This window comes from Serratia rubidaea (assembly GCF_016026735.1).
Classification (GTDB): Bacteria; Pseudomonadota; Gammaproteobacteria; order Enterobacterales; family Enterobacteriaceae; genus Serratia_B; species Serratia_B rubidaea.
Genome location: NZ_CP065640.1, coordinates 1,487,152 through 1,513,440 on the forward strand (window position 1 = coordinate 1,487,152; position 26,289 = coordinate 1,513,440).

General features: G+C 58.2%; 25 protein-coding genes. 13 read left to right on the forward strand and 12 right to left on the reverse strand.

Going from position 1 to position 26,289, the window contains the following annotated elements; genetic code table 11:
• The first annotated feature begins 61 nt into the window (after positions 1–61).
• The 9 genes from pstS to I6G83_RS06950 all read left to right on the forward strand — a co-directional run bounded on the left by pstS (position 62) and on the right by I6G83_RS06950 (position 9,238).
• Entirely contained in the window at positions 62–1,102 is a 1,041-nt protein-coding gene (gene pstS, locus I6G83_RS06910; RefSeq protein WP_054306066.1) for a phosphate ABC transporter substrate-binding protein PstS, read from the forward strand.
• 68 nt (positions 1,103–1,170) lie between these two features.
• A complete protein-coding gene (pstC, locus tag I6G83_RS06915) occupies positions 1,171–2,127 on the forward strand; it encodes a phosphate ABC transporter permease PstC (RefSeq protein WP_015962440.1) in 957 nt (318 codons plus the stop codon).
• 1 nt (position 2,128) lies between these two features.
• Positions 2,129–3,019 carry a phosphate ABC transporter permease PstA gene (gene pstA, locus I6G83_RS06920; protein ID WP_054306067.1) on the forward strand — a complete coding sequence of 297 codons (891 nt, stop codon included), beginning with the start codon at positions 2,129–2,131 and terminating at the stop codon, positions 3,017–3,019.
• Positions 3,020–3,067: 48 nt separating this feature from the next.
• Complete coding sequence (pstB, locus tag I6G83_RS06925; protein ID WP_015962442.1) at positions 3,068–3,844, forward strand: phosphate ABC transporter ATP-binding protein PstB; 777 nt, start codon at positions 3,068–3,070, stop codon at positions 3,842–3,844.
• A 12-nt stretch (positions 3,845–3,856) separates the two neighbouring features.
• Positions 3,857–4,600 (forward strand): phosphate signaling complex protein PhoU, encoded by a 744-nt coding sequence (gene phoU / locus I6G83_RS06930; protein WP_054306068.1) that lies wholly within the window; start codon positions 3,857–3,859, stop codon positions 4,598–4,600.
• Positions 4,601–4,851: 251 nt separating this feature from the next.
• The gene (locus tag I6G83_RS06935) at positions 4,852–6,696 is read left to right on the forward strand and encodes a polyurethane esterase (RefSeq protein WP_054306069.1); all 1,845 of its coding nucleotides are present in this window, start codon (positions 4,852–4,854) and stop codon (positions 6,694–6,696) included.
• A gap of 161 nt (positions 6,697–6,857) precedes the next feature.
• Positions 6,858–7,697, forward strand: a complete 840-nt coding sequence (locus I6G83_RS06940) for an ABC transporter substrate-binding protein (protein ID WP_054306070.1) — start codon at positions 6,858–6,860, stop codon at positions 7,695–7,697.
• 76 nt (positions 7,698–7,773) lie between these two features.
• Positions 7,774–8,499, forward strand: coding sequence for an amino acid ABC transporter permease (locus I6G83_RS06945; protein ID WP_054306071.1), 726 nt, complete (start codon positions 7,774–7,776; stop codon positions 8,497–8,499).
• A gap of 1 nt (position 8,500) precedes the next feature.
• Positions 8,501–9,238, forward strand: coding sequence for an amino acid ABC transporter permease (locus I6G83_RS06950; RefSeq protein WP_054306072.1), 738 nt, complete (start codon positions 8,501–8,503; stop codon positions 9,236–9,238).
• Here I6G83_RS06950 and yieH read toward each other — a convergent pair.
• A complete protein-coding gene (yieH, locus tag I6G83_RS06955; RefSeq protein WP_054306073.1) occupies positions 9,235–9,900 on the reverse strand; it encodes a 6-phosphogluconate phosphatase in 666 nt (221 codons plus the stop codon). The two genes, I6G83_RS06950 and yieH, sit on opposite strands and share 4 nt — an antisense overlap.
• Positions 9,901–10,095: 195 nt before the next feature.
• On the opposite strand from yieH, the gene I6G83_RS06960 reads away from it, so the two are divergent.
• Entirely contained in the window at positions 10,096–11,433 is a 1,338-nt protein-coding gene (locus I6G83_RS06960) for an NCS2 family permease (protein WP_054306074.1), read from the forward strand.
• A gap of 38 nt (positions 11,434–11,471) precedes the next feature.
• Here the strand turns inward: I6G83_RS06960 and I6G83_RS06965 are convergent, their stop codons facing one another.
• From I6G83_RS06965 to rpmH, 11 genes are all read right to left on the reverse strand, one after another.
• Positions 11,472–12,524: a hypothetical protein gene (locus tag I6G83_RS06965; RefSeq protein WP_054306075.1), complete on the reverse strand. Its 1,053-nt coding sequence runs from the start codon at positions 12,522–12,524 to the stop codon at positions 11,472–11,474.
• Positions 12,525–12,618: 94 nt separating this feature from the next.
• The gene (locus I6G83_RS06970; RefSeq protein WP_054306076.1) at positions 12,619–13,185 is read right to left on the reverse strand and encodes an NADPH-dependent FMN reductase; all 567 of its coding nucleotides are present in this window, start codon (positions 13,183–13,185) and stop codon (positions 12,619–12,621) included.
• Between the two features lie 158 nt (positions 13,186–13,343).
• Positions 13,344–14,099 carry a 4'-phosphopantetheinyl transferase family protein gene (locus I6G83_RS06975; RefSeq protein ID WP_054306077.1) on the reverse strand — a complete coding sequence of 252 codons (756 nt, stop codon included), beginning with the start codon at positions 14,097–14,099 and terminating at the stop codon, positions 13,344–13,346.
• Between the two features lie 335 nt (positions 14,100–14,434).
• Positions 14,435–15,796, reverse strand: a complete 1,362-nt coding sequence (locus I6G83_RS06980; protein ID WP_054306078.1) for an MFS transporter — start codon at positions 15,794–15,796, stop codon at positions 14,435–14,437.
• A 153-nt stretch (positions 15,797–15,949) separates the two neighbouring features.
• Complete coding sequence (locus tag I6G83_RS06985; RefSeq protein WP_054306079.1) at positions 15,950–16,759, reverse strand: inositol monophosphatase family protein; 810 nt, start codon at positions 16,757–16,759, stop codon at positions 15,950–15,952.
• A gap of 133 nt (positions 16,760–16,892) precedes the next feature.
• The gene (locus I6G83_RS06990) at positions 16,893–17,885 is read right to left on the reverse strand and encodes a LacI family DNA-binding transcriptional regulator (protein WP_054306080.1); all 993 of its coding nucleotides are present in this window, start codon (positions 17,883–17,885) and stop codon (positions 16,893–16,895) included.
• A gap of 46 nt (positions 17,886–17,931) precedes the next feature.
• Positions 17,932–19,296: a tRNA uridine-5-carboxymethylaminomethyl(34) synthesis GTPase MnmE gene (gene mnmE, locus I6G83_RS06995; RefSeq protein ID WP_015962453.1), complete on the reverse strand. Its 1,365-nt coding sequence runs from the start codon at positions 19,294–19,296 to the stop codon at positions 17,932–17,934.
• A gap of 130 nt (positions 19,297–19,426) precedes the next feature.
• Entirely contained in the window at positions 19,427–21,064 is a 1,638-nt protein-coding gene (yidC, locus tag I6G83_RS07000) for a membrane protein insertase YidC (RefSeq protein ID WP_015962454.1), read from the reverse strand.
• Positions 21,065–21,066: 2 nt separating this feature from the next.
• Positions 21,067–21,324, reverse strand: coding sequence for a membrane protein insertion efficiency factor YidD (gene yidD, locus I6G83_RS07005; RefSeq protein WP_015962455.1), 258 nt, complete (start codon positions 21,322–21,324; stop codon positions 21,067–21,069).
• Positions 21,288–21,647 carry a ribonuclease P protein component gene (gene rnpA / locus I6G83_RS07010; protein ID WP_071823864.1) on the reverse strand — a complete coding sequence of 120 codons (360 nt, stop codon included), beginning with the start codon at positions 21,645–21,647 and terminating at the stop codon, positions 21,288–21,290. The genes yidD and rnpA overlap by 37 nt, the downstream gene beginning before the upstream one ends.
• A gap of 18 nt (positions 21,648–21,665) precedes the next feature.
• Entirely contained in the window at positions 21,666–21,806 is a 141-nt protein-coding gene (gene rpmH, locus I6G83_RS07015; protein WP_015842368.1) for a 50S ribosomal protein L34, read from the reverse strand.
• 735 nt (positions 21,807–22,541) lie between these two features.
• Between rpmH and dnaA the strand changes: the two genes are divergently transcribed.
• From dnaA to recF, 3 genes are all read left to right on the forward strand, one after another.
• Positions 22,542–23,933, forward strand: a complete 1,392-nt coding sequence (gene dnaA / locus I6G83_RS07020) for a chromosomal replication initiator protein DnaA (protein WP_054306081.1) — start codon at positions 22,542–22,544, stop codon at positions 23,931–23,933.
• Between the two features lie 4 nt (positions 23,934–23,937).
• Positions 23,938–25,038, forward strand: a complete 1,101-nt coding sequence (gene dnaN / locus I6G83_RS07025) for a DNA polymerase III subunit beta (RefSeq protein WP_015344002.1) — start codon at positions 23,938–23,940, stop codon at positions 25,036–25,038.
• Between the two features lie 161 nt (positions 25,039–25,199).
• Complete coding sequence (gene recF, locus I6G83_RS07030; RefSeq protein ID WP_054306082.1) at positions 25,200–26,288, forward strand: DNA replication/repair protein RecF; 1,089 nt, start codon at positions 25,200–25,202, stop codon at positions 26,286–26,288.
• Position 26,289 lies beyond the last annotated feature (1 nt).

The following is a 26,289-nucleotide window of genomic DNA, read 5'->3' on the forward strand; positions in this document are numbered from 1 at the left end:
GCAATACTTACTCTGATGAAAACGATTTGAAATCGATTTTTGATGCCCCTTAGGAGGGATTATGAAACTGATGCGTACCACCGTCGCCAGTATTGTCGCAGCGACTTTCTCCATGGCCTCTGTGTCCGCGTTCGCTGCCGCCAGCCTGACCGGTGCAGGCGCGACATTCCCCGCGCCGGTGTATGCCAAGTGGGCAGATTCCTATCAAAAAGAAACCGGCAACAAAGTTAACTATCAGGGGATCGGCTCCTCCGGCGGCGTGAAGCAGATCGTCGCCAATACCGTTGACTTTGGCGCCTCTGACGCCCCGCTGTCCGACGAAAAACTGGCGGCCGACGGCCTGTTCCAGTTCCCGACCGTGATTGGCGGCGTGGTGCTGGCGGTGAATATCCCCGGCATCAAATCCGGCGATCTGACGCTGGACGGCCAGACGCTGGGCGATATCTACCTGGGCAACATCAAAAAATGGAATGACCCGGCGATTGCCAAGCTGAACCCGGGCGTGAAGCTGCCGGAGCAGAACATCGCCGTAGTGCGCCGCGCTGACGGTTCCGGCACCTCCTTCGTCTTCACCAGCTACCTGGCGAAAGTGAATGCGAAGTGGAAAGAGAAAGTGGGCGCCGGTTCTACGGTGAACTGGCCGACCGGCCTGGGCGGTAAAGGCAACGACGGCATTGCCGCCTTCGTTCAGCGCCTGCCTGGCTCTATCGGCTACGTTGAATATGCCTACGCCAAACAGAATAACCTGGCGTACACCAAGCTGGTCTCCGCCGACGGTAAGCCGGTCAGCCCGACCGAAGACGCCTTCAGCGCCGCCGCCAAAGGCGCGGACTGGAGCAAAACCTTCGCGCAGGACCTGACTAACCAGAAAGGCGACAACGCCTGGCCGATTACCTCCACCACCTTCATCCTGGTGCATAAGGCGCAGAAAAAGCCGGAGCAGGGCACCGAAGTGCTGAAGTTCTTTGACTGGGCGTACAAGTCAGGCGGTGAGCAGGCCAAAGCGCTGGATTATGCCGTACTGCCTGAGGAAGTGATCGAGCAGGTGCGCGCCGCATGGAAAACCAACGTGAAAGACAGCGCCGGTAAAGCGCTGTACTAAACGGCCGAGGCATTTCTGTCGGGGCCCGGTTCGCCGGGCCCTCCAAGCTTTAAACAGAAGAGTAATTTATGGCTGAGTACAAGCCGACCATCAAAGCGCCGAGTAAAAACGGCGATGTCATCTTCAGTGCGCTGGTTAGGCTGGCTGCGCTGATTACCCTATTGCTGCTGGGCGGCATAATCGTTTCGCTGATTTTCGCCTCCTGGCCGAGCATCCAGAAATTCGGCTTCGCCTTCCTGTGGACCAAAGACTGGGATGCGCCGGCGGAACAGTTTGGCGCGCTGGTGCCGATTTACGGCACCATCGTCACCTCGCTGATCGCGCTGATTATCGCGGTGCCGGTCAGCTTCGGCATTGCGCTGTTCCTGACCGAGCTGGCGCCGAATTGGCTGAAGCGTCCGCTGGGCGTCGCCATTGAGCTGCTGGCGGCGATCCCGAGCATTGTCTACGGCATGTGGGGGCTGTTTGTCTTCGCCCCGCTGTTTGCCGAATACTTCCAGACGCCGGTGGGCAACGTGCTGTCCGGCATTCCGATTGTCGGCGAACTGTTTGCCGGCCCGGCCTTCGGCATCGGCATCCTGGCCGCCGGGGTGATTCTGGCGATCATGATCATCCCGTATATCGCCGCGGTTATGCGCGACGTGTTCGAGCAAACGCCGGTGATGATGAAAGAGTCGGCCTATGGCATCGGCTGCACCACCTGGGAAGTGATCTGGCGCATCGTGCTGCCGTTTACCAAAAACGGCGTGATTGGCGGCGTGATGCTGGGGCTGGGACGTGCGCTGGGGGAAACCATGGCGGTGACCTTTATTATCGGCAACACCTACCAGCTCGACAGCGCGTCGCTGTATATGCCGGGCAACAGCATTACCTCGGCGCTGGCGAATGAATTCGCCGAAGCGGAATCCGGGCTGCACACCGCGGCGCTGATGGAGCTGGGGCTGATTCTGTTTGTGATCACCTTTATCGTGCTGGCGCTGTCGAAACTGATGATTATGCGTCTGGCCAAGAACGAGGGGCGCTAACGTGGCGACGATGGATATGCAAAACCCCGCGGCGGTGGCGGAAACCCGCCGCAAAATGCAGGCCTGGCGCCGGCAGAAGAACCGCATCGCGCTGTTTTTATCGATGGCGACCATGGCGTTCGGCCTGTTCTGGCTGATTTGGATCCTGTTCTCGACCGTCACCAAAGGCGTGGACGGCATGTCGCTGGCGCTGTTTACCGAAATGACGCCGCCGCCGAATACCGCCGGCGGCGGGCTGGCCAACGCCATTGCCGGCAGCGGCCTGCTGATCCTGTGGGCGACCATCTTCGGCACCCCGCTCGGCATTCTGGCCGGCATTTATCTGGCCGAATACGGGCGTAAATCCTGGCTGGCGGAGGTGATCCGCTTTATTAACGACATTCTGCTGTCTGCGCCGTCGATTGTGGTTGGCCTGTTCGTCTACACCATCGTGGTGGCGAAGATGGAGCATTTCTCCGGCTGGGCGGGCATTGTCGCACTGGCGCTGCTGCAGGTGCCGATCGTTATCCGCACCACGGAAAATATGCTGAAACTGGTGCCGGATACGCTGCGCGAGGCGGCCTACGCGCTCGGCACGCCGAAGTGGCGCATGATTTCCGCCATTACGCTCAAGGCGTCGGTGTCCGGCATTATCACCGGCGTGCTGCTGGCCATCGCGCGTATCGCCGGCGAAACCGCACCGCTGCTGTTTACCTCGCTGTCGAACCAGTTCTGGAATACCGACCTGATGCAGCCGATCGCCAACCTGCCGGTCACCATCTTTAAGTTCGCCATGAGCCCGTTTGCCGAATGGCAGCAGCTGGCCTGGGCCGGGGTGCTGTTAATCACGCTGTGCGTACTGCTACTGAATATTTTGGCGCGTGTGATTTTCGCCAAGAAAAAGCATGCATAAAAATTTTACGCGTCGCCCGCGCGGCGCGGTAACAAGAGAGAAGTCTTGATGAGTACAAGTGAACTCGCTTCCAGCAGCAAAATTCAGGTCCGCGATCTGAACTTTTACTACGGCAAATTCCACGCGCTGAAAAACATCACGCTGGATATCGCCAAAAATAAGGTGACCGCGTTTATCGGCCCGTCAGGCTGTGGCAAATCCACCCTGCTGCGTACCTTCAACAAGATGTACCAGCTGTATCCGGAGCAGCGTGCCGAAGGCGGCATTCTGCTGGATGGGCAGAACATTTTGACCGATAACCAGGATATCGCGCTGCTGCGCGCCAAGGTCGGCATGGTATTCCAGAAGCCAACGCCGTTCCCGATGTCGATTTACGACAACATCGCCTTTGGCGTGCGCCTGTTTGAAAAGCTGTCGCGTGCCGATATGGACGAGCGCGTCCAGTGGGCGCTGAGCAAGGCGGCGCTGTGGAATGAAACCAAAGACAAGCTGCACCAGAGCGGGTACAGTCTGTCCGGCGGCCAGCAGCAGCGTCTGTGCATTGCGCGCGGCATCGCCATTCGCCCGGAAGTATTGCTGCTGGATGAGCCGTGCTCGGCGCTGGACCCGATCTCCACCGGCAAGATTGAAGAGCTGATAAGCGAGCTGAAGTCGGATTACACCGTGGTGATCGTGACGCACAACATGCAACAGGCGGCGCGCTGTTCTGACTCGACGGCCTTTATGTATCTGGGCGAGCTGGTGGAGTTTAGCGATACTGACACCCTGTTTACTGCGCCGCAGAAGAAACAGACTGAAGATTACATCACTGGTCGTTATGGTTGATTAGGATGCATCATGGATAACCTGAATTTAAACAAGCACATTTCTGGACAGTTCAACGCCGAGCTTGAGCACATCCGCACTCAGGTGCTGACGATGGGCGGGCTGGTGGAGCAGCAGCTGACTGACGCCATTACCGCGATGCATAACCAGGACGGCGAGCTGGCCAAGCGGGTGATCGACGGCGATAAAAAGGTCAATATGATGGAGGTGGCGATTGATGAGGCCTGCGTGCGCATCATTGCCAAGCGTCAGCCTACCGCCAGCGATCTGCGTTTGGTGATGGCGATCATCAAGACCATTTCCGAGCTGGAGCGCATCGGCGACGTGGCGGATAAAATTTGCCGCACCGCGCTGGAGAAGTTCTCGCAGCAGCATCAGCCGCTGCTGGTGAGCCTGGAGTCGCTGGGACGCCATACCGTACAGATGCTGCATGACGTGCTGGATGCCTTTGCGCGTATGGATCTGGACGAGGCGATACGCATCTACCGGGAAGATAAAAAGGTCGATCAGGAGTACGAAGGCATCGTACGCCAGCTGATGACCTATATGATGGAAGATTCGCGCACCATTCCCAGCGTGCTGACCGCGTTGTTCTGCGCCCGCTCCATTGAGCGTATCGGCGACCGCTGCCAGAACATCTGCGAATTTATCTTCTACTTTGTCAAAGGTCAGGATTTCCGCCATCTGGGCGGGGATGCGCTGGATGAGCTGCTGGCGGACGGCAAAAAGCCCGCAGCGGATGATGACAGTGAATAATTGTCCGCAATTGAAAAAGGCGCACTCGGTGCGCCTTTTTTATATCTAAAATGTCCCGAGCAAAATAAATAAAAATATTAAATAATATATTTAACGCTGTTGTTTTTATTTAAATTATTAGAACATATAAAATAATTTACACTATGGATTGCTGTAGATTACTATCCCCATGCATACCACCTAGGCGTTAATTGATTAACGTTATCTTAGCTTTGTTGGAAATATAAAATACAAATAAAAAAGGAATTTGTATGGGTATTTTTAATTATAAAGGATTGAGCGATGCCCAGTCGCAGGAATTGTTCTCCGATGCATTAGCCATGACTATGTATAGCTATCATAATCTGGATGATGGTTTAGCTTACGGCTATCAGCATTATGGTTTCGGTCTGGGGTTGCCGCTTACGCTGCTAACCGCCCTGGTTGGCAATTCGCAATCGCAGGGCATTGTGCCGGGGCTGCCGTGGAACCCCAATTCCGAACAGCAGGCGCTGGATACCCTCAATACCGCCGGTTGGCAGGTGATTAGCGCGGAACAGCTGGGCTATCAGGGAAAAACCGATAAGCTGGGCACCTATTACGGTGAATCCTGGAAGTACAAAACCTCTCAGGCGGAAGTGCTGGGCAAATACGACAGCGAAGGGAAATTAATCGGCCTGGGCGTCGCTTTTCGCGGCACCACCGGCCCGCGTGAAACGCTGATTACCGACACCATTGGCGACGCCATTCACGATCTGGTCGCCGGGCTGGGGCCGGCATCGTTCTCGAATAACTTCGCTTTGAACGCCTTTGGCCGTTTACTTGGCGATGTGGCCAAATTCGCCGCGGCGAACGGTCTGAGCGGCGAGGATGTGACGATCACCGGCCATAGCCTGGGCGGTCTGGCGACCAACAGCCTGGCATTTTTAAGCGAAGACTATTGGGACGGTTTTTACGCCAACTCAAAATATCTGGCTTTCGCTTCACCCACCCAGCATGAAGGTGACGGCAAGGTGCTGAATATCGGTTATGAAAACGACCCGGTATTTCGCGTGCTCGACGGCACACATTTTAATTGGTCAACGTTGGGGGTACACGATAAACCGCATGAGTCAGCAACCAATAATATCGTTAATTTTAACGACTATTACGCGTCAAAATTCTGGGGGCTGCTGCCGACATCAATATTAAATCTTCCCAGTTGGATATCCCATGTCCCGTTCACCTACGGTGAAGGGCTGTCGCGTATCGTTAATTCCGAGTTTTATTCGTTTATGGATCGGGATTCCACGGTGGTGGTCTCCACGCTTTCCGATGTGATGCGCGGTAAAACCTGGGTGGAGGATCTGAATCTCTACGCGCAAAAACACACCGGTACGACCTTTATTATCGGTACGGACAAGGACGATCTGATCGGCGGCGGCAGGGGGAATGATTATCTCGAGGGCGGAGCCGGCAACGATATCTTCCGCGACGACGGCGGATTTAACTATATCTCCGGCGGCGAAGGGCATGACACCTTGATTTTACAACAGGGGATCGCGAAGACGCAGGTGGCCTATGACGGAGAAAACCTCTATTTACGCGACAGTACCGGCGCCATCACCATCGCCAACAGCGTAGAGACGCTGCGCAGCCAGAGCAAAGGCGCGTTCGGCAGCAAGCAGTATGTGGATTATCAGGTGAAAGATGACGGGCTGCTGGTGGGCAATATTCACGTTGATTACACCCGGCACGGTATCGGCAGCGAAGCGGACGATGTGCTGCAGGCGGCTGACAACCAACGCTGGCTGTTCGGGCTTGACGGCGATGACACTCTACTGGGCAGCAGCAATGGCAACCTGACGTTTGTCGGCGGCAGGGGCAACGACGTGATGCACAGTGCCGGCCAGAACAATACCTTCCTGTTTGAAGGTGAGTTTGGCCAGGATCAGGTGATTAACTTTGGTCAGAGCGACCGGCTGGTATTCTTTACGCCGCAGGATCAGGGCGGCGATTTCCGTCAGTATGCGACGCAGCACAACGACGATGTGGTGTTCACCTTTGGCGATAACCAGGTCACGTTGGTGGGGGTTTCTCTGGATTATCTCAGCAACAGCCAGATCGTGTTGGTATAACGCGGTCATCAGGCGTGCGGGCGCGGCATCCGAGGCGCCGCGTCCGCGCAATAGCCGCAAAGATAAAATGGTTATAAATATAGCTGTTTATATTATTTCCAGCCCTAAATGGCGGCTGCTAGCTTAGCTGGCGACAGGACATCAACCACTTAGGAGTCGTTATGAAACCGCGCGTTTTAGCATTCACTCTGCTTGCCAGCCTGAGCAGCCTGGCGGCCGGTACCGCTCAGGCGGATAAGCTGGATGATATTAAGCAGGCCGGCGTGGTGCGCATTGCCGTGTTCGACAGCAACCCGCCGTTCGGCTATATCGACCCGCAGAGCAAAAAGCTGGTGGGCTATGACGTGGATATTGCCGACGCTATCGGCAAAGCGCTGGGGGTGAAGGTAGAACTGCGCGCCACCAACCCGGCGAACCGTATCCCGCTGCTGGCGTCGAAAAAGGTCGATCTGATCGCCGCCAACTTCACCATTACCGATGAGCGGGCGAAAGCGGTGAATTTCAGCGTGCCCTATTTCGCCACCGGGCAGAAGTTTATCGCCCGTAAAGGCGTGCTGAAAACGCCGGACGATATTAAAACGCTGCGTATCGGCGCCGATAAGGGCACGGTGCAGGAGATTACGCTGCGCGAGCACTATCCGACGGCGAAGGTGATCTCTTACGACGATACGCCGCTGGCCTTTGTTGCTTTGCGCAACGGCAACGTGCAGGCGATTACCCAGGATGACGCCAAGCTGGTGGGCCTGCTCGGCAACCTGACGCCGGCACAAAAGGCCGACTTTGAAATTTCGCCGTTCAGCATCACCAAAGAGTACCAGGGGATCGGCATTCCCAAAGGGGAAACGCGCCTGACGGCGACCATCAATGACACCCTGATCAAGCTGGAGCAGGACGGCGAAGCGGCGAAGATTTATGACCGCTGGTTCGGCCCGGACAGCAAATCGGCTCAGCCGCGTGGCACGTTTAAAATAGCTCCGCTGGATCAGCAACCTAAAGCCTGACGCAGGCGCAGCCGTTGTTTCAGTCAAAGGCGCGGCATACCGCGCCTTTGGCGCATATTCAGCCCAGAGGATAATCATGAATTTGCCCCCCATCGCGGACTGGCTGCTGGCGCCGCAGTACTTACACTGGCTGTGGCAGGGTTTTTTGCTGACGCTGTGGCTGTCTGCCTGCGCCGGAGCGGCGGCGACGCTGCTGGGCTTTGTGTTGGCGGCCCTGCGCGACAGCGGGCTGGCGCCGTTACGCTGGCTGGTCACCGGTTACTGTTCGCTGTTTCGCAATACGCCGCTGCTGGTGCAGCTGTTTTTCTGGTATTTCGCCGCCGGGCAGATCCTGCCTGCCGGCGCCATGCAGTGGCTGAACATGCCGCATCAGCTTGGCTGGCTGACGTGGCCCTCATTTGAGTTTCTCGCCGGTTTTGTCGGGCTGACGCTCTATTCCGGCGCGTTTATTGCCGAAGAGATCCGCGCCGGCATTCGCGGCGTGGCCGCGGGACAAAAGCAGGCGGCCAGCGCGCTGGGCCTGGGCCGCTGGCAGGCGATGCGCTACGTGGTGCTGCCGCAGGCGCTGACTATCGCGCTGCCGCCGCTGCTGGGTCAATATATGAATCTGATCAAGAACTCTTCGCTGACGATGGCGATCGGCGTTGCCGAGCTGTCCTACGCCTCTCGCCAGGTGGAGACCGAAACGTTGCGCACCTTCCAGGCGTTTGGCGTGGCGACGCTGCTGTATATTGCGGTTATCGCGCTGCTGGAAGGCTGGGGCCTGTGGCGCCAGCAGCGGCGGCTGCAGAGGGGACACTAAGATGGATTTTAGCGTTATTCACGACAATCTGGGCTACCTGCTGTGGGGCACCTGGCCGGATGGCGAACTGGGCGGCGCGGCGCTGACGCTGGCGCTCAGCCTGATGGCCGGCCTTGCTTCGGCGTTGATCGGCATCGTGCTGGGAACCCTGCTGGCGATGTCGCGCGGCGTCGCCGCCGGCCTGCTGGCCGCGGTGCTGGGTTTTTTGCGCGCGATCCCGGTGATTATGCTGATCTTCTGGGCTTACTTCCTGCTGCCGATGGTGTTCGGCGTCGAGATCCCGGCCATCACCACCGTGGTATGCGCGCTGGCGCTGATTGCGGGCGCCTATCTGGCGCATGCGGTTAAAGCCGGAATTCTGGCGATTGCCCCCGGCCAGTGGCAGGCGGGGCTGTCGCTGGGCCTGACGCTCTGGCAAACGCTGCGGCTGATCGTCCTGCCGCAGGCGCTGCGCATGATGACGCCGTCGTTTATCAACCAGTGGATCGCGCTGATTAAAGACACCTCGCTGGCCTATATCGTTGGCGTGGGCGAGCTGACGTTTCTGGCGACCCAGGTGAATAACCGCAGCATGGTCTATCCGATGGAGATCTTCCTGTTTGTGGCGCTGGTCTACTTTGTGCTGTGTCTGACGCTCGATCTGCTGGCCAACGCGCTGGGCAAGCGTTTCAGCCCGCAGAGTAAAGCGCCGCGGCGCTTCTGGCGCTGGCGGCGCAGCCGGGTCGCCGCGGCCGGCTAGCGAGTCAGCCGCCAGCCGCGCTGTTTCCACAGCGCCGGCAGCTGCGCCAGCGCGTCGAATGTGGTCACCAGCGGGTGGTCGATCGGCGGATTATGCGGATCGGCGCAGAAGTAAAAGACCGGAATGCCGGCGGCGATGCCCGCCTGCGCGCCGGCCGGGGAGTCGTCCACCATAATGCAGCGTTCCAGCGGCACGTTCATCTGCTGCGCCGCGTGATAGATCACCGCCGGGTCCGGCTTCCAACGCTGCAGATCGTAGCCGCTGTACAGCCGGTCATCAAAATAGCCGAGCATGCCGGTCAGGCCGAGCGAGTGCTGCATTTTGCTGACCGGCCCGTTGGAGACGGTGCAGATCGGAACGACGATCTGCGCCAGCAGGTCGCGCGCGCCGGCGATCTCCTGCAGCTCACTGTCGAACAGCCGCGCCACTTCCTGGCGGAACAGCGGCTCCAGCACCTCCCTTGCCAGCGTAACGCCGTGTTCGGCGTTTACCCGATCGATAATCTCATACAGCTTGATGCCTTTATATTTCTTGAACATCTCGTCCAGGGACAGCGTGACGCCGTGCTGGGCGAACATATGGACATAGGCCATGCTGCACAACACTTCGCTGTCCACCAGCGTGCCGTCGCAGTCAAACAGGATGCAGTCAATCTGGTTCATCGTCGTTATATCCTTATCGGGTAGCAATGTTGCCACTTTAACCGATGCGCTGCGGCATCGGCGAATAAATCAACGGATTAGCCATTTTTCACCCGTGAAAGACGGAAAAAAACCGCGGATTGGCGTCAAATTGCCGAATTTTTGTTATAGGATAGCCCGCAGACCGTTCTGTTCCCTTCTTCGGAATTCTTGATAATGACCAAACCAGTAACCGGCCTTGTTGCTGAACAAGGCTTGCTTGGGCGCGTGTTTAAGCTCAAGCAGCATGACACCACGGTGCGTACGGAAACGATTGCCGGCTTCACCACCTTCCTGACCATGGTGTATATCGTGTTCGTTAACCCGCAGATCCTGGGCGCGGCAGGGATGGATACGCAGGCGGTGTTCGTCACCACCTGCCTGATCGCCGCGTTCGGCAGTATTTTTATGGGGTTGCTCGCCAACCTGCCGGTGGCGCTGGCGCCGGCGATGGGGCTGAACGCCTTCTTCGCCTTTGTGGTGGTCGGCGCGATGGGCATCTCATGGCAGGTGGGCATGGGCGCCATCTTCTGGGGGGCGGTCGGCCTGCTGCTGCTGACCATTTTCCGCATTCGCTACTGGATGATCGGCAATATTCCCCTGAGCCTGCGCGTCGGCATCACCAGCGGCATCGGCCTGTTTATCGCCATGATGGGGCTGAAAAACGCCGGCATCGTGGTGGGCAACGCCGATACGCTGGTCACCGTCGGCAACCTGACTTCCCACAGCGTACTGCTGGGGGCGCTGGGCTTCTTTATCATCGCCATTCTGGCCTCGCGCAATATCCATGCGGCGGTGCTGGTGTCGATTGTGGTCACCACCCTGATCGGCTGGGCGCTGGGGGATGTGCAGTATAGCGGCGTGTTCTCCATGCCGCCGAGCGTCACCTCCGTGGTGGGCCAGGTCGATCTGGCCGGCGCGCTGAATATCGGGCTGGCCGGGGTGATCTTCTCCTTTATGCTGGTAAACCTGTTCGACTCCTCCGGCACCCTGATCGGCGTGACCGACAAAGCCGGCCTGGCCGATGAAAAAGGCAAGTTCCCGCGGATGAAGCAGGCGCTGTACGTTGACAGCATCAGCTCGGTCGCCGGTTCCTTTGTCGGCACCTCATCCGTCACCGCCTATATTGAAAGCAGCTCCGGCGTTTCCGTCGGCGGCCGCACCGGGTTAACCGCGGTGGTGACCGGTATTCTGTTCCTGCTGGTGATCTTCCTGTCGCCGCTGGCGGGGATGGTGCCGTCGTATGCGGCGGCGGGCGCGCTGATTTACGTCGGGGTGCTGATGACCTCAAGCCTGGCGCGCGTTACCTGGAGCGATCTGACCGAAGCGGTGCCGGCCTTTGTGACGGCGGTGATGATGCCGTTTAGCTTCTCGATCACCGAAGGCATCGCGCTGGGCTTTATTGCTTACTGCGTGATGAAGCTGGGCACCGGCCGCTGGCGTGAAATCAGCCCGTGCGTGCTGGTGGTGGCGCTGCTGTTTGTGCTGAAAATCGTCTTTATCGACGGCCACTAACGCTGAAAGACGGGCCAGGCTGCGCCGGCCCGTCGTGATTACTCTTCCGGCGCGGCGTTTGGTTCCTTGCCAAGCATCCACTCCAAAGGTTGTGCAAAGCGCATCAGCCAGCCCTGTGTGGCACTTTCCGGCTGAGAGAAGTGTTGCACCTGCACCTGATTTTTAGCGCCGAAAAGCTCAGAAAAATCCAGCGCTACCGCCTGTTCACTAAATTTTTGCCGCTTGTAGTAAGCGATCACGATACGCTTATTACTGGCCAGGCTCTGCGTTGCCGGTTTGATCGCGCCCACCGGCGCCACCAGCAGGCCGCCGGCATAACTCTGGGGATATTTTGCCAGCAGATTGGCGGCATGCAGGGCGCCCTGACCGCGGCCGAAAAGATACACCGCCTGCGGGTTCAGCCCGAGCTGCGGCGTCAGGTCGTGCAGGGTGCGCTGCACCATATTGTGGGTGCTTTCATCACTGTAGTTTGACCAGCGGAAACTGTTTTCCGACAGCATCTGCGTACCGTTCAACTCAATATAGGCCACGCCCATGGCGCCGAACATCAGCTTCTCTTCGGCGCTGATGTTGGCCTGTTTGCCGTAGGAGTGCAGATACACCACCGTCGGCCAGCCGCCGGCCGGCGCCTGCCCCTGCGGCAGCGTATAGCTGGCTTTGCCTTCGTGCCGTTGCGCGTGCTGTTGATAGCGGGCTTTGGTTTGCGCGAGGATTGACTGGTAGGTTTTGCCGTGCTGAATGGTGTTGAACGCGTCCTCTTCCAGCAGGTTGTAGTAATACCACAGGCCGCGTTTGGCGCTGAGCTGCAGATAACGCTCTGCCAGCTCGGTCTGCCCTTTTTCTGCGGAGGAGACGGCCAGTTGGTAAGGCGCCCAGATGCTGTGCTCGTCTTCGCGCATCAGCGTCAGATAGAGCGACATCGCCTCCGTTTTCTTGTCCTCTTTACTGTGTGCCGAGCGGGGGAGCTTGGTATGAAGCGGGCTGTCTGCCGGCAGTTCGACCGGTTCTTCTCCCGCGGGGTAATGCATTTCTGTGGCGCTGACAGGACTGGTGTTAAAAGCCGCTAATAAGGCTAAAATTAAAAAATACATAATTATTTATTTGAAAGATAAAAATATTTTGGCGTATCCATTCCATTGTTGGCGTCTTCTGTTGTTTAATTTTGAAGACGCCAATAAGGAAGCCTTATCGCACCTGGGCGATATAATCGCGGAATGCGGCTAACTGGCTGCGTATAAACTCCAACGTCGCCTGATCGGTCAGCTCTCCCGCCTGCTCATCCACTTTGTTTTGAATCACGCCGCCCATAAATTCTGGCCGGTTCATCACCATCGCATCCAGGAACACCATGATCTGCCGCAGGTGATACTGGCAGCGCGCGCCGCCGATCGGCCCCATCGAGCTGGTCTGGATCGCCAGCGGTTTACCGGCCAGCGGCTGGTTCGGCAGGCGTGAAATCCAGTCAATGGCGTTTTTCAGGCCGCCGGGTACGGAGTAGTTATATTCCGGCGTGACGATAATGACGCCGTCGGCCTGGCGAATCTTTTCGGCTATCGCTTCAACCGTCGCGGGAAAACCCTCTTCCTGCTGCAGGTCGGCGTCATAAAGCGGGATATCACGAATGGAGGGTAAGGCTTCGATAGTCATGCCCGGCGGCGCCAGTTTGGGCAGCGCATTGGCTACGATGGCGTTATAGGAGCCTTTACGCAGGCTGCCTAGCAGGGTCACGATGTTTAATGCTTGGTCTGACATGATGCTACCTCCCTGACGAATGAACAGATTCAGCTTAGAACAACCGTTAAATAGTATGGCAAATAACCGAGGGATAACAGTGAGAATTTGTCGTATCTGCACTTTTCTTGCGGTAAAACAAGAAAAAATAGCGATGAGAATGTGTGTTTTTGATCGCTTCAGCCTGTTTTTTCTTTCAGTCTGCTATTTTTATGATAATTACTCAGGCTGGTCAACTTGATGAAACGTAGGGAGTTTGCCGGCGATTGCGCTGAAATTTCTTCGCATTTCTCCAGCCCGTACTGCGGGTCAAACTGCCAGCACTGCAACTGCTCCAGCGCCGGCTCGCGGGCGCACGACCAGCTTTGATAATCGTCGCTATCGCTCATGACCTGCACCTGCGGCGTGACGCTGGAGCGCAGCTGGCCGGAAAACGGGTGCAGCGTCAGCGTTCCATGGCCGCTGTTGCCTAATCCGGAGATCTTAAGCACGCTTTGACGGATGCTCCACAGCTGGGTTTCTGCTTCCAGCAGATCGTCCTGCGCGTCGATCCAGGCGCTTTCCGGCGCATTGCGGAACTGGCGCTGCAGCTGCCTCTGGCTGGCGCTGCGTGCGCGCAGCATCTCAATATCCAGCCCGACTTTGCCCTCATTGCTGAGCAGCACGCCGACGGTATTACCGGCATAGGCTAGGCTGAAGTCCGGCAGATGCGGGTCGCTAAAACAGGGGCGACCGGTCGGCGTGGTGGCGATAGGCGGCAGGGTGGGCAGGCCGTACAGATGATGCAGGGTTTCGGCCAGCAGAACGCGGCCCTGCAGAAAACGCTGGCGGCGCTTTTCCGCGTAAGCGTCGGCATCGGCGATCAGCGCGGCGGAAAGTCTGGAGGTATCCAGAGCGTCGGGGGTTGAGTTCCATCGGACAAAATGACACGCCATGATTCGCTCCGTGACAGGGGTCAATGTTAACGCTGGAGCGTTAGATTAGGCATAACCTTAAGAACTTTCACTAAAAAGACGCATGCGGATTATCTTATTTCTTCCGGACGGTGCAGCCGAGAATAAGACGCGGCGCGTCATGCGCCGCGTCACCGGGCCATTACGGCGGGTCAATCGCCGCGCGCAGCTGCTGTAACGATGCGGATAATGGACACAGAACGCCAACCGGCGACGGCCGCCACGGCAAATAACAGGCGTGACGATCCCTTTTGCGAAAGCAACATAATTTATTCCTCGCGAGTTTTAATTAAGATAACCGTATTTTTGTTTATTTACTAATGGGATATTTGCGTTTGTCTTTTTATCGTTTGGCGGTAATAAACAATTCCGGCGGTAATAAATGTCAGCGCGGCGGAAAATAAACCGGCGGCGATCCAAAATAGCGATAGCGTGTCGAAATTATACAGCGTTTTTCCCGCCTCAATGACCGAGGTACGATCGATAATCACGCCGGTGATGTACTCTCCCAACCCGGCGCCGGCATAGCTGGCAATGCCGATGGTGCCGAGCGCAGCGCCGGCCGCTTTCTTCGAGGAGATATCCACCGCGATTAAACCGCCGAGGAAACAGGTCAGGGCGCCAATCGTCGCGCCGAAGATCACCATCGACAGCACGTCGGTGTAGTAGTTGCGCGGCAGCCACACCATCAGGGCGAAGCCGGCGGTGTTTAACAGACCGATGACCCCCGCCATGATGCTGCGGTTACGCGGGAAGATACGGTCGGACAAGATGCCGGCGATAATGGTGCCGGCGATGCCGGCAATAGCGTTAACGCCGATAATGCCGGACGCCTCCAGCGTGGTGTAGTGCTTGGCCTGCTGTAAAAAGAAGATGCCCCAGGAATTTACCGCGTAACGGTCGATATACATAAAGGCTGAGGCCAGCGCCAGCGTCCACAGCGCCGGGTTACGCAGCGACCACAGCTGACTTTTCAGCACCGAGCCTTTATCTTCCGACAGCGGTTCCGGCTCGTTGCGGATCACGCCGATCGGCGGATAGCCGGCGCTTTGCGGCGAATCGCACATAAACAGTAGGATCAACACTACGCCCACCACGCCGAGTATCGCGGTGGTGAAATAACCGAAATGCCAGCCAAAGGCGGCGATCACCACGGCGATAACCATATAGGTTATCGCTTCGCCGATGTTATGCGCCGTGGACCAGATGCCGTAGAAGGTGCCGCGCTCCTTGCTGCCGTACCAGCGCGCCAGTGAGACGGCGCACGGGCCGACGCCCATCGACTGCGCCCAGCCGTTGATGCCCCAGAACAGCGTCAGCAGCAGCGCATTGGTGGTCATCCCCATCATGACGTTCATCCCGGCGCTCAGCAGCAGCCCCAGACTCATAAAGCGCACGACGTTGGCATGGTCGGCCAGAAAACCGTTCACCAGCTTGCCGATGGCGTAGCAGAAGAACAGGGCGGAGCCAATCATTCCCAGCTCGCTGGGGGTGATGCCGATGTCGACCAGGGCGCTTTTCGCCACGGTGAAGGAGAGACGGCAAACGTAAAACATCACGTAAGCCGCCGTCATTGCCAGAAAAGTCCGACCGCGCAGGAGGCGGAATTTCTTCTCATTCAGCGGGCCATGGGAAGGCGTGGCCGGCGCCGCTTTAAAATAAGCGAAGATACCAGACATAATTTCACTCCATAAGGCGGATTAGCAAAATACACGCCGATTAAGCGCTCTGCGGTTATTCCGTTGGCAGAGAAATCTGTCCTTAACTATTTTAATTTGTAGGGCACATAATCTGAATAAATTGCTTTTCCATCTGTTTTATCGGGTAAGCGGTTATTTAACCTCTTGCTGAATTAATTCGCGCAGCTGGGAATAAATCTCTGCGTTGGCCATTAACGCCACGTTGCCCTGCTGTAATCCCTGGTCGGCCAGAAAATCATTAGTGACGCCGCCGGCTTCCTGCACCAGTAGCATGCCGGGCAGGCTGTCCCAGGCGTTCATATGCGGTTCGTAATAGCCGATTAGCCGGCCGGCGGCGACCTGAGCGGTCATCAGCGCGCCGGATCCGCTGCGGATAAACATGCCGCCGGCGTGCAGCAGACGGCTGATAAAGGGCACAAACGCTTCCGGCGTTACGCGGTGCGAGGTGCCGACGCCCATTACGCCGTCGCGCAGCGAGCGGCCCGGATGCACGCTGATGGGGGTATGGTTGAGAAAGGCGCCGCCGCCGCGCCGGGCGTGGAACATTTCCTGATGGTTTGGATCGTAAACCACGCCGATCGTCGGATCGCCGTTGAAGATCACGCCGATCGAGACGCACCAGGTATGTAACCCGTTGAGAAAGCAGGCGGTTCCGTCGATCGGATCCACCACCCAGGTATAGGGGGCGGTGCCGTGGCCGCCGCCGCTCTCTTCCCCGAGAAAGTCATCCTGAGGAAAGTGCTGGGCGATCAGGCGGCGCGTCAGTGCTTCCACTTCGCGGTCGGCCAGGCTGACCACGTCCTGCAGATCGCCGCCTTTGTGCTCCACGGCCAGCTGCTGACGCCGCTGATAAAAATCGTACGCCAACCCGGCGGCCTGCTGCGCGACGTCGCAGGCAACCTGGTAGCGCGCTGCAATATCCTGTTCAGATGTTGATGTCATTGTCCCTCCGCTGCTTTTGCACTCGTGTGCAAAATGGATGATAACAGGGTGTTGTTAAAAGACTGCTACAGGATAATGGCGAAGATGAAAAATTTATTCCGTGATCGCTCACGCATAAAACATAATTTTCGTTTTATGCCGATCCTCGCACGATAAGCTCGACGGGCACGCTTTTACGTACCGCCGGCTGATTGAAGTGGCGAATGCGGTTAACCAGCAGTTCAACCGCGGTGCGCGCCAGCGTCTCGGTATCCTGACGCAGGGTAGTCAGCTGATAGGCGGCAAAATCTGCCTGCGGGATATCGTCGAAGCCGATAATCGGCAGCGTGCGCGTCGGGTGATGACGGCGTATAAAATCCATGGCGCCGATGGCCAGCATATCGGTGGCGCAGAACAGGGCATCAAGCTGCGGCCGCTGCGTCAGCAGCGTGGCGGCCGCCTCCCAGCCGGCCTGATAGCCCCCCTGCGGGCAGATTACGCTGGTGACCGTCAGCCGCTGTTCGCTGAGCCGGCGAGTGAACGCCTGCTGGCGCTGAAGGCTGCTGAAGGAGGCGTCTTCGCCGATAAAGCCCGGATTTTTTATCCCGTGCTGCATGAAACGCTGCGCGGCCTGCAGCGCGCCGTCGTCGTTATCGCTGCAGACCTGATCGGCGCCATCCAGCTCTGCCTGGCGGTTGATCAGCGTTACCGGGATTTTACGCGCCAGATACGCCTCCGCCAGCGACAGCGGCGGGGCGCCGGAGGTCAGGATCACGCCCGCGACGTGGTAACTTAACAGCTCGCGCAGCTGCGGCTCCAATTGCTGGGGATCGTCGGCGTTAATCAGCAGCGGCATAAAGCCCTGTAAGGTCAGGTGGTGCGTCAGCGGCGCCAGCAGTTTACTGCGGAAGGGGTTATCAAAGCCGGCGGTGACCAGGCCGATGAAATTACTGCTGCCGGTAATCATTGAGCGGGCAATGATATTCACCTGGTAACCCAGCTCTGCGGCGGCGGCTTCTACCCGCCGGCGCGTCTTTTCAGAGACCGACGCGCCGGGGGTGAAGGTGCGTGAAACGGCGGAGCGCGAAACCCCCGCCAGGCGTGCAACGTCGCTGGCGGTAACCCAACTGTTTTTTTCATCACTCATGGCTGCCGTTTCCCGCTGGTTGGCGCGGCGTTAGCGTCGCGCTGGATTATTTGCCGATGCAGAAGCTGGAGAAAATGCGCCCCAGCAGGTCATCGGAGGTAAATTCGCCGGTGATTTCGCTCAGCGCCAGCTGCGCCTGGCGCAGTTCTTCCGCCAGCAGCTCGCCCGCGTAAGCGCTCACTAACTGTTCATGGCCCTGCAGCAGGTGCTGCGCCGCCAGTTCCAGCGCCTGCAGGTGGCGACGGCGCGCCAGGAAGCCGCCTTCCATATTGCTGGTGAAGCCCATACTCTGCTTCAGATGGTCGCGCAGCACCTCGATACCGTCGCCGGTACGCGCCGACAGGCGAATAAGTGAGTGACCATTCACTTCTGTTATGCCCTGCGCTTCGCCGGTGATGTCCGCCTTGTTACGCACCACGGTAATCGGCAGCGTATCAGGCAGGCGCGCCATAAACTCCGGCCAGATCTCGGCGGGTTCGGTGGCGCCGGTGGTGGTGCCATCCACCATAAACAGCACCCGATCCGCCTGCTCAATCTCGCTCCAGGCGCGTTCGATGCCGATACGTTCCACCTCATCGCTGGCCTCACGCAGGCCGGCGGTATCGATAATATGCAACGGCATGCCGTCGATATGAATATGTTCGCGCAACACGTCGCGGGTGGTGCCGGCGATATCGGTGACGATGGCCGCCTCACGTCCGGCTAACGCATTGAGCAGGCTGGATTTTCCGGCATTTGGCCGACCGGCGATCACCACCTTCATGCCTTCACGCAGCAGGCTGCCCTGGCGCGCTTCGGCACGCACCTGGTCAAGGTCGCCGATCACCGCGTTCAGCTGGGCTTCGATTTTACCGTCCGACAGGAAGTCGATTTCCTCATCCGGAAAGTCGATCGCCGCTTCCACGTAGATTCGCAGGTTAGTAAGTGCTTCCACAAGCTGATGGATACGGCTGGAAAAAGCGCCCTGCAGCGAGTTCATCGCCGAGCGTGCCGCCTGCTCGGAGCTGGCGTCGATCAGGTCGGCAATCGCCTCCGCCTGCGCCAGATCGAGCTTATCGTTCAGGAAGGCGCGCTCGGAGAATTCGCCGGGCTGCGCAATGCGCACGCCGGGCAGCGCCAGCACGCGCTTAAGCAGCAAATCGAGGATCACCGGGCCGCCGTGGCCCTGCAGCTCCAGCACGTCTTCGCCGGTAAATGAATTCGGCCCTGGGAACCACAGCGCAATGCCCTGATCGAGGGTAGCGCCGTCGGCGTCGCGGAACGGCAGGTAGTCAGCGTAGCGCGGCTTGGGCAATTTGCCGAGCAGCACCTGGGCGACCTCGGCGGCTTTCTTGCCGGAGATGCGCAGAATGCCGACGCCGCCGCGTCCCGGCGGGGTGGCTTGGGCGACAATGGTATCAGTGGTATTCATACCTTTATCCTTCAACGGGCAGCTGCGCTGCTAAAACCTGTTGTTGATCATATCAGATACAAAAAGGCGGTCTCGCGACCGCCTTTTGGGATAACTGCAAACGTCCGGCAACCGAACGCCTACAATACGCTTATGTTTTTTTCTTGTCGCGGCTGTGCAGACCGCGTTTTTCCAGGCCGCGATAAATCAGCTGCTGCTGGATGATGGTCACCAGGTTGCTGACGATGTAGTACAGCACCAGACCGGACGGGAACCACAGGAAGAACACGGTGAAGATCACCGGCATAAAGGTCATGATCTTCTGCTGCATCGGGTCGGTCACGGTGGTCGGCGACATCTTCTGGATGAAGAACATCGTCACGCCCATCAGGATTGGCAGGATGTAGTACGGGTCCTGCGCCGACAGGTCATGGATCCACAGGGCGAACGGCGCGTGACGCAGTTCTACCGAGCCCATCAGCATGTAGTACAACGCCAGGAAGATAGGCATCTGAATCAGCAGAGGCAGACAGCCGCCCAGCGGGTTCACTTTCTCCGCCTTGTACAGCGCCATCATTTCCTGACTCATGCGCTGCTTATCGTCGCCGATACGCTCACGCATCGCCTGCAGTTTTGGCTGCAGCATGCGCATTTTGGCCATCGAGGTGTACTGCGCTTTGGTCAGCGGGTACATGATGCCGCGCACGATAAAGGTGATGACGATGATCGAGAAGCCCCAGTTGCCGATAAAGCTGTGCAGGAACTTCAGCAGCTTGAACAGCGGTTGGGAGATGAACCACAGCCAGCCGTAATCAACCGTCAGGTCAAGATGCGGCGCCAGTTCAGCCATCTGGTCCTGCAGTTCCGGGCCAACCCACAGCGTTGAGTTCAGCTGCTGTTGCGCGCCAGGCTGCACCACGACCGGGGTAGACTTGAAGCCGATGGCCGATTGGTCATTGCCCAGTTTGGCGGTATAGAAGGTATTGTTGCCCTGCGTTGCCGGCACCCAGGCGGTGGCGAAGTACTGCTGCAGCATGGCAACCCAGCCGCCCTGCGTGGAGACGCTCAGGTTCTCGTCTTTATCAAACGCATATTTTTCGTACTTGGTGTCGCTGGTGGAGTACGCCGCGCCGCGGAAGGTGTGCAGCGCAAAGTTGCTGCTGCCGGTATCGCGGTGCTTAGGCAGTTCGGTGGTCTGCTTCAGCTGGCCGAACAGGGTCAGCTCCAGCGGGGTGGCGCCCTTGTTGTCGATATTGTAATCGACGGCAACCGCGTAGTGGTTGCGCTTAAGCACAAAGGTCTTGGTGTAGATAGCGCCGTCTTTGCCGGTAAAGGTCAGCGGAATGCGCAGCTCATCCTGACCGTCGGCCAGGGTATAGCTGTCCTGTGCGCTCTGATACAGAGGACGCTCGCCGTTGGCCGGGTTATCCGGGCCGTTTTTGCCGGTCAGGCCGCTCTGCGCCTGATAAACAAACGACGGGGTGGTTTCCAGCAGCTGGAATGGAGTCGATGAACCCAGGGTATCCGGGTAAGCCAACAGTTTAGCCTGCTCGATATCGCCACCGCGGGTGTTGATAGTCAGCGACAGCACGTCGGTATTAACGGTAATCAGTTTACCCTGGCCGCTGGCTGGTACGCCTGAGCTTGTGGCATCACCGGTTGCGGAATTCGTGGTCTGCGTCGTGGTCTGCGCGGCTGGTTGCGGAGCGTGGTCCGTCTGCCAGGCCTGCCAGATCATGAAAGACACGAACAGCAAAGCGATGAGAAGAAGATTGCGTTGCGAATCCATCGTTAGTGTTCTCTGTTATCGTCGGTTTTCGGCGGCACGGGATCATCGCCACCTGGGTTCAAAGGGTGGCATTTTAATACGCGTTTCACTGCCAACCAACTGCCTTTTATCATGCCGAACCTGCTTAATGCCTCAATTGCGTAATGAGAACATGTCGGCTGGAAGCGACAACGGGGCCCAAGCAGCGGACTGATGGCGAGCTGGTAGCCGCGCACCAGCCCGATCAGGATGCGCGAGCCTGCCGACAGTGGCGACGCCATAATTTTTCCAAAGCTTCCGTCAACGCGCGGTTATCCAGATCCGCGATCCCTTTTTTCGCCACCACGACAAAATCCATCGGCGGCAGCTCATGCTGACGTAAACGGAAGCTTTCGCGGGTTAGGCGTTTGATTCGGTTACGTTCATGGGCGCGTTTGACGTGTTTTTTGGCGACGGTAAGACCGATGCGGGGATGCCCCAGCTGGTTCAGGCGGCCGAGAATGGTGATTTGCGGCGTGCCGGCCCGTTGTGGCTGCTGGAAGACGAAAGTGAAATGAGTGGGAGTTAACAAACGTAACTCCCTGGGAAAAGCGAGCTTAACCACTCAGAGGGTTAGCTTTTATTACTTAGAAACAGACAGACGAGCACGGCCTTTCGCACGACGGCGGGCCAGAACTTGACGACCATTTTTAGTGGCCATACGAGCACGGAAACCGTGGCTACGGTTGCGCTTCAATACGGACGGTTGGAAAGTGCGTTTCATGGCGATTTCTACCTAAACTTAAATTGATTACTGATCAGTAAACGCGTTTGGCTACTCGGCGTGAAGACGACCGACGCCTCAATCGCAATACATAAAGAGGCGGGATTGTAATAATTGTACAGTCCTGAGTCAATTCACATTGCGTTAGCCTACCTGGTTGCTTGCCAATACGGCATAAAATCCGGCTTGGCCCGTGGTCAACGCAGAATCCCGTCTGGCGAATAACGCACCATGAAGGAACCAGGCATCACACGTAGGGCGAAGATTATACGGACTCAGGGTTAAATCGCAAGGATCCGCGCGCGATCCTGGCGATAAAGCGCCAGATCCGCGGGTGGATAACCGGGTATAACCTGTTACCGGTGTAAAAAACGCGCCCTGACAGGCAACATAACGCGGCGACTGAGCGGATTTTGTGGAAAAGATCGCCGCATGCCGGGGTCTGTGGATAAAATGGATCTAATCTGTGAGGAAGGGGAGGATCTCTGGCTTTATTTGCGCTATGATCCGTTGTTCCGATCGCGATCTCCCATGCCGGGATCGTGGCCGGGCGACCCTGAAATTCGCCGCGCCGCCTCCGGCCGCGACGGCTGCATAGAAGGGATAAACCGTGAAAGGCGGTTCGCATGCCCCCAGGCGGTCAGCCGATACCGGGCCTGTGTCAAAAACCATGAGTTATAAAAAAGTAGCCCGATTCTTTTCTTTATTATTGATCTTGTTCGAGTGGAGTCCGCCGTGTCACTTTCGCTTTGGCAGCAGTGTCTTGCCCGATTGCAGGATGAGTTACCTGCCACAGAATTTAGTATGTGGATACGCCCCTTGCAGGCGGAACTGAGTGACAACACCCTGGCGCTGTATGCGCCCAATCGTTTCGTGCTGGACTGGGTACGAGATAAATACTTAAACAATATCAACGGACTGCTGAACGATTTCTGCGGTACGGACGCCCCGTTGCTGCGTTTTGAAGTCGGCAGCAAGCCGATCAGCCAAACCGTCAGCGAAACGGTGGCCGAAAGCCGCAGCGCTCCCGCGGCGCCGGTGGCGCGCACGGCCGCGCCTTCACGGCCAAGCTGGGACAACGCGGCCCCGCAGCCGGAGCTGTCCTATCGCTCCAACGTGAATCCCAAGCACACGTTTGATAACTTCGTCGAAGGTAAGTCGAACCAGCTGGCGCGCGCGGCGGCGCGTCAGGTGGCGGACAACCCGGGCGGCGCCTATAACCCGCTGTTTCTGTACGGCGGCACCGGTCTGGGTAAAACCCACCTGCTGCACGCGGTCGGCAACGGCATTATGGCGCGCAAGGCCAATGCCAAAGTGGTCTATATGCACTCGGAGCGCTTTGTGCAGGACATGGTCAAGGCCCTGCAGAACAACGCGATCGAAGAATTTAAACGTTACTACCGTTCGGTCGACGCGCTGCTGATCGATGATATCCAGTTTTTTGCCAATAAAGAGCGCTCGCAGGAAGAGTTCTTCCATACCTTTAATGCGCTGCTGGAAGGCAATCAACAGATCATCCTGACCTCGGACCGCTATCCGAAAGAGATCAACGGCGTGGAAGATCGCCTGAAGTCCCGCTTCGGCTGGGGCCTGACGGTAGCGATTGAGCCGCCGGAGCTGGAAACGCGCGTCGCGATCCTGATGAAAAAGGCCGACGAGAACGACATCCGCCTGCCGGGCGAGGTGGCGTTTTTCATCGCCAAGCGTCTGCGTTCCAACGTGCGTGAGCTGGAAGGGGCGCTGAACCGCGTGATCGCCAACGCCAACTTTACCGGCCGCGCCATCACCATCGATTTCGTGCGTGAAGCGCTGCGCGATCTGCTGGCGCTGCAGGAAAAACTGGTCACCATCGACAATATTCAAAAGACGGTGGCGGAATACTATAAGATTAAAGTCGCGGATCTGCTGTCAAAACGGCGTTCGCGCTCCGTCGCCCGCCCGCGCCAGATGGCGATGGCGCTGGCGAAAGAGCTCACCAACCACAGCCTGCCAGAAATCGGCGATGCGTTTGGTGGCCGCGACCATACCACGGTGTTGCACGCCTGCCGGAAGATTGAGCAGCTGCGTGAGGAAAGTCACGACATCAAAGAAGATTTCTCCAACTTAATCAGAACATTATCTTCGTAGCGCTATGAAATTTATCGTCGAACGTGAGCATCTGCTAAAACCGTTGCAACAGGTGAGCAGCCCGCTGGGCGGCCGCCCAACGCTGCCGATCCTGGGTAACCTGCTGCTGCAGGTGACGGAAGGTTCCCTGTTGCTGACCGGTACCGATCTGGAGATGGAGATGGTGGCGCGCGTCGCCTTGTCCCAACCCCATGAGGCGGGCGCGACTACCGTCCCCGCGCGTAAATTCTTTGATATCTGCCGTGGTCTGCCGGAAGGCGCCGAGATCGCCGTGACCCTGGAAGGGGAACGGATGCTGGTGCGCTCCGGGCGCAGCCGCTTCTCGCTGTCCACCCTGCCGGCGGCGGATTTCCCGAACCTGGACGACTGGCAAAGCGAGGTGGAGTTCACCCTGCCGCAGGCGACGCTGAAGCGCCTGATTGAAGCGACCCAGTTCTCCATGGCTCACCAGGACGTGCGCTATTACCTGAACGGCATGCTGTTTGAAACCGAAGGCGCGGAGCTGCGCACCGTCGCCACCGACGGCCACCGGCTGGCGGTCTGCGCGATGCCGATTGAGCAGCAGCTGCCGCTGCATTCGGTGATCGTGCCGCGTAAAGGGGTGATGGAGCTGGTGCGCCTGCTGGACGGCGGCGATACGCCGCTGCAGCTGCAGATCGGCAGCAACAACATCCGCGCCCACGTCGGCGACTTTATCTTCACTTCCAAGCTGGTTGACGGCCGTTTCCCGGATTATCGCCGCGTATTGCCGAAGAACCCGGATAAAACGCTGGAAGCCGGCTGCGATCTGCTGAAGCAGGCGTTTGCCCGCGCGGCCATCCTGTCGAACGAGAAGTTCCGCGGCGTGCGGCTGTACGTCAGCCACAATCAGCTGAAGATCACCGCCAATAACCCGGAACAGGAAGAAGCGGAAGAGATCCTCGACGTGGCCTATGAAGGCACCGAGATGGAGATCGGCTTCAACGTCAGCTACGTGCTGGACGTGCTGAACGCGCTGAAGTGCGAAGAGGTGCGCCTGCTGCTGACCGACTCGGTCTCCAGCGTGCAGATTGAAGACGCGGCGAGCCAGGCGGCGGCCTATGTTGTCATGCCAATGCGGTTGTGATCGATATCCGGGCTATCTTGCTTGCCATTTTACGCTTGGGCAGTGCTCGCCATCCTCACGTACTCTGTGTACGCTCCGGTGGCTGCGCGCTGTCCGCACGTAAACTGCCTGCGCCGATAACGCCCTCACATTGAGCGTACTTTCCCGGTGATAGAATAGGCATGGCATTAACGCGTTTACTGATTAAAGATTTCCGCAATATTGAAGCGGCGGATCTGGAGCCGGCGTCGGGGTTTAACTTCCTGGTGGGCGCCAACGGCAGCGGCAAGACCAGCGTGCTGGAGGCGGTGTACACCCTCGGCCACGGGCGCGCATTCCGCAGCCTGCAGGCCGGACGGGTGATCCGCCACGAACAGGCGGAGTTTGTGCTGCACGGCCGCATCGACCGCGGCGCGGAGCGTGAGCTGTCGGTCGGGCTGAGCAAAAGCCGTCAGGGCGACAGCAAGGTGCGCATCGACGGCAGCGACGGCCACAAAGTGGCGGAACTTGCCCAGCTGTTGCCGATGCAGCTGATCACGCCGGAAGGCTTCACCCTGCTGAACGGCGGGCCGAAGTACCGGCGCGCTTTCCTTGACTGGGGCTGTTTCCATAACGAACCCGGTTTTTTCACCGCCTGGAGCAACCTGAAGCGGTTGCTCAAGCAGCGCAATGCCGCGCTGCGCCAGGTGAGCCGCTATGCGCAGATCCGTGCCTGGGATCAGGAACTGATCCCGCTGGCCGAGCGCATCAGCGAATGGCGGGCGGCTTACAGCGACGCAATCGCCGCGGATATCACCGCGACCTGCGCGCAGTTTCTGCCCGAGTTCGCCCTCAGCTTTTCGTTTCAACGCGGTTGGGACAAAGAGAGCAGCTACGGCGAACTGCTGGAGCGTCAGTTTGAACGCGACAGAGCACTGACCTATACCGCATCGGGGCCGCATAAGGCGGATTTCCGCATACGTGCCGACGGCACGCCGGTAGAGGATTTACTATCGCGCGGTCAGCTGAAACTGCTGATGTGCGCGTTGCGCTTGGCGCAGGGTGAGTTTCTCACCCGGCAGAGCGGGCGGCGTTGCCTGTATCTGCTTGACGATTTTGCCTCCGAGCTGGACGCCGGCCGTCGCCGGTTGCTGGCCGAGCGCCTGAAAGCCACCCAGGCCCAGGTTTTTGTCAGCGCGGTGAGCGCTGAACAAGTAATCGACATGGCCGGTGAAAAGGGCAAGATGTTCCGCGTGGAACAAGGTAAAATAGAGGTTCAACCACAGGACTAAA

Bases quoted from the DNA above. Each gene is read 5' to 3' on its own strand.
- pstS (WP_054306066.1), top strand. From the start codon at position 62: ATGAAACTGATGCGTACCACCGTCGCCAGTATTGTCGCAGCGACTTTC.
- pstC (WP_015962440.1), top strand. From the start codon at position 1,171: ATGGCTGAGTACAAGCCGACCATCAAAGCGCCGAGTAAAAACGGCGAT.
- pstB (WP_015962442.1), top strand. From the start codon at position 3,068: ATGAGTACAAGTGAACTCGCTTCCAGCAGCAAAATTCAGGTCCGCGAT.
- phoU (WP_054306068.1), top strand. From the start codon at position 3,857: ATGGATAACCTGAATTTAAACAAGCACATTTCTGGACAGTTCAACGCC.
- I6G83_RS06935 (WP_054306069.1), top strand. From the start codon at position 4,852: ATGGGTATTTTTAATTATAAAGGATTGAGCGATGCCCAGTCGCAGGAA.
- I6G83_RS06940 (WP_054306070.1), top strand. From the start codon at position 6,858: ATGAAACCGCGCGTTTTAGCATTCACTCTGCTTGCCAGCCTGAGCAGC.
- I6G83_RS06945 (WP_054306071.1), top strand. From the start codon at position 7,774: ATGAATTTGCCCCCCATCGCGGACTGGCTGCTGGCGCCGCAGTACTTA.
- I6G83_RS06950 (WP_054306072.1), top strand. From the start codon at position 8,501: ATGGATTTTAGCGTTATTCACGACAATCTGGGCTACCTGCTGTGGGGC.
- yieH (WP_054306073.1), bottom strand. From the start codon at position 9,900: ATGAACCAGATTGACTGCATCCTGTTTGACTGCGACGGCACGCTGGTG.
- I6G83_RS06960 (WP_054306074.1), top strand. From the start codon at position 10,096: ATGACCAAACCAGTAACCGGCCTTGTTGCTGAACAAGGCTTGCTTGGG.
- I6G83_RS06965 (WP_054306075.1), bottom strand. From the start codon at position 12,524: ATGTATTTTTTAATTTTAGCCTTATTAGCGGCTTTTAACACCAGTCCT.
- I6G83_RS06970 (WP_054306076.1), bottom strand. From the start codon at position 13,185: ATGTCAGACCAAGCATTAAACATCGTGACCCTGCTAGGCAGCCTGCGT.
- I6G83_RS06975 (WP_054306077.1), bottom strand. From the start codon at position 14,099: ATGGCGTGTCATTTTGTCCGATGGAACTCAACCCCCGACGCTCTGGAT.
- I6G83_RS06980 (WP_054306078.1), bottom strand. From the start codon at position 15,796: ATGTCTGGTATCTTCGCTTATTTTAAAGCGGCGCCGGCCACGCCTTCC.
- I6G83_RS06985 (WP_054306079.1), bottom strand. From the start codon at position 16,759: ATGACATCAACATCTGAACAGGATATTGCAGCGCGCTACCAGGTTGCC.
- I6G83_RS06990 (WP_054306080.1), bottom strand. From the start codon at position 17,885: ATGAGTGATGAAAAAAACAGTTGGGTTACCGCCAGCGACGTTGCACGC.
- mnmE (WP_015962453.1), bottom strand. From the start codon at position 19,296: ATGAATACCACTGATACCATTGTCGCCCAAGCCACCCCGCCGGGACGC.
- yidC (WP_015962454.1), bottom strand. From the start codon at position 21,064: ATGGATTCGCAACGCAATCTTCTTCTCATCGCTTTGCTGTTCGTGTCT.
- yidD (WP_015962455.1), bottom strand. From the start codon at position 21,324: ATGGCGTCGCCACTGTCGGCAGGCTCGCGCATCCTGATCGGGCTGGTG.
- rpmH (WP_015842368.1), bottom strand. From the start codon at position 21,806: ATGAAACGCACTTTCCAACCGTCCGTATTGAAGCGCAACCGTAGCCAC.
- dnaN (WP_015344002.1), top strand. From the start codon at position 23,938: ATGAAATTTATCGTCGAACGTGAGCATCTGCTAAAACCGTTGCAACAG.
- recF (WP_054306082.1), top strand. From the start codon at position 25,200: ATGGCATTAACGCGTTTACTGATTAAAGATTTCCGCAATATTGAAGCG.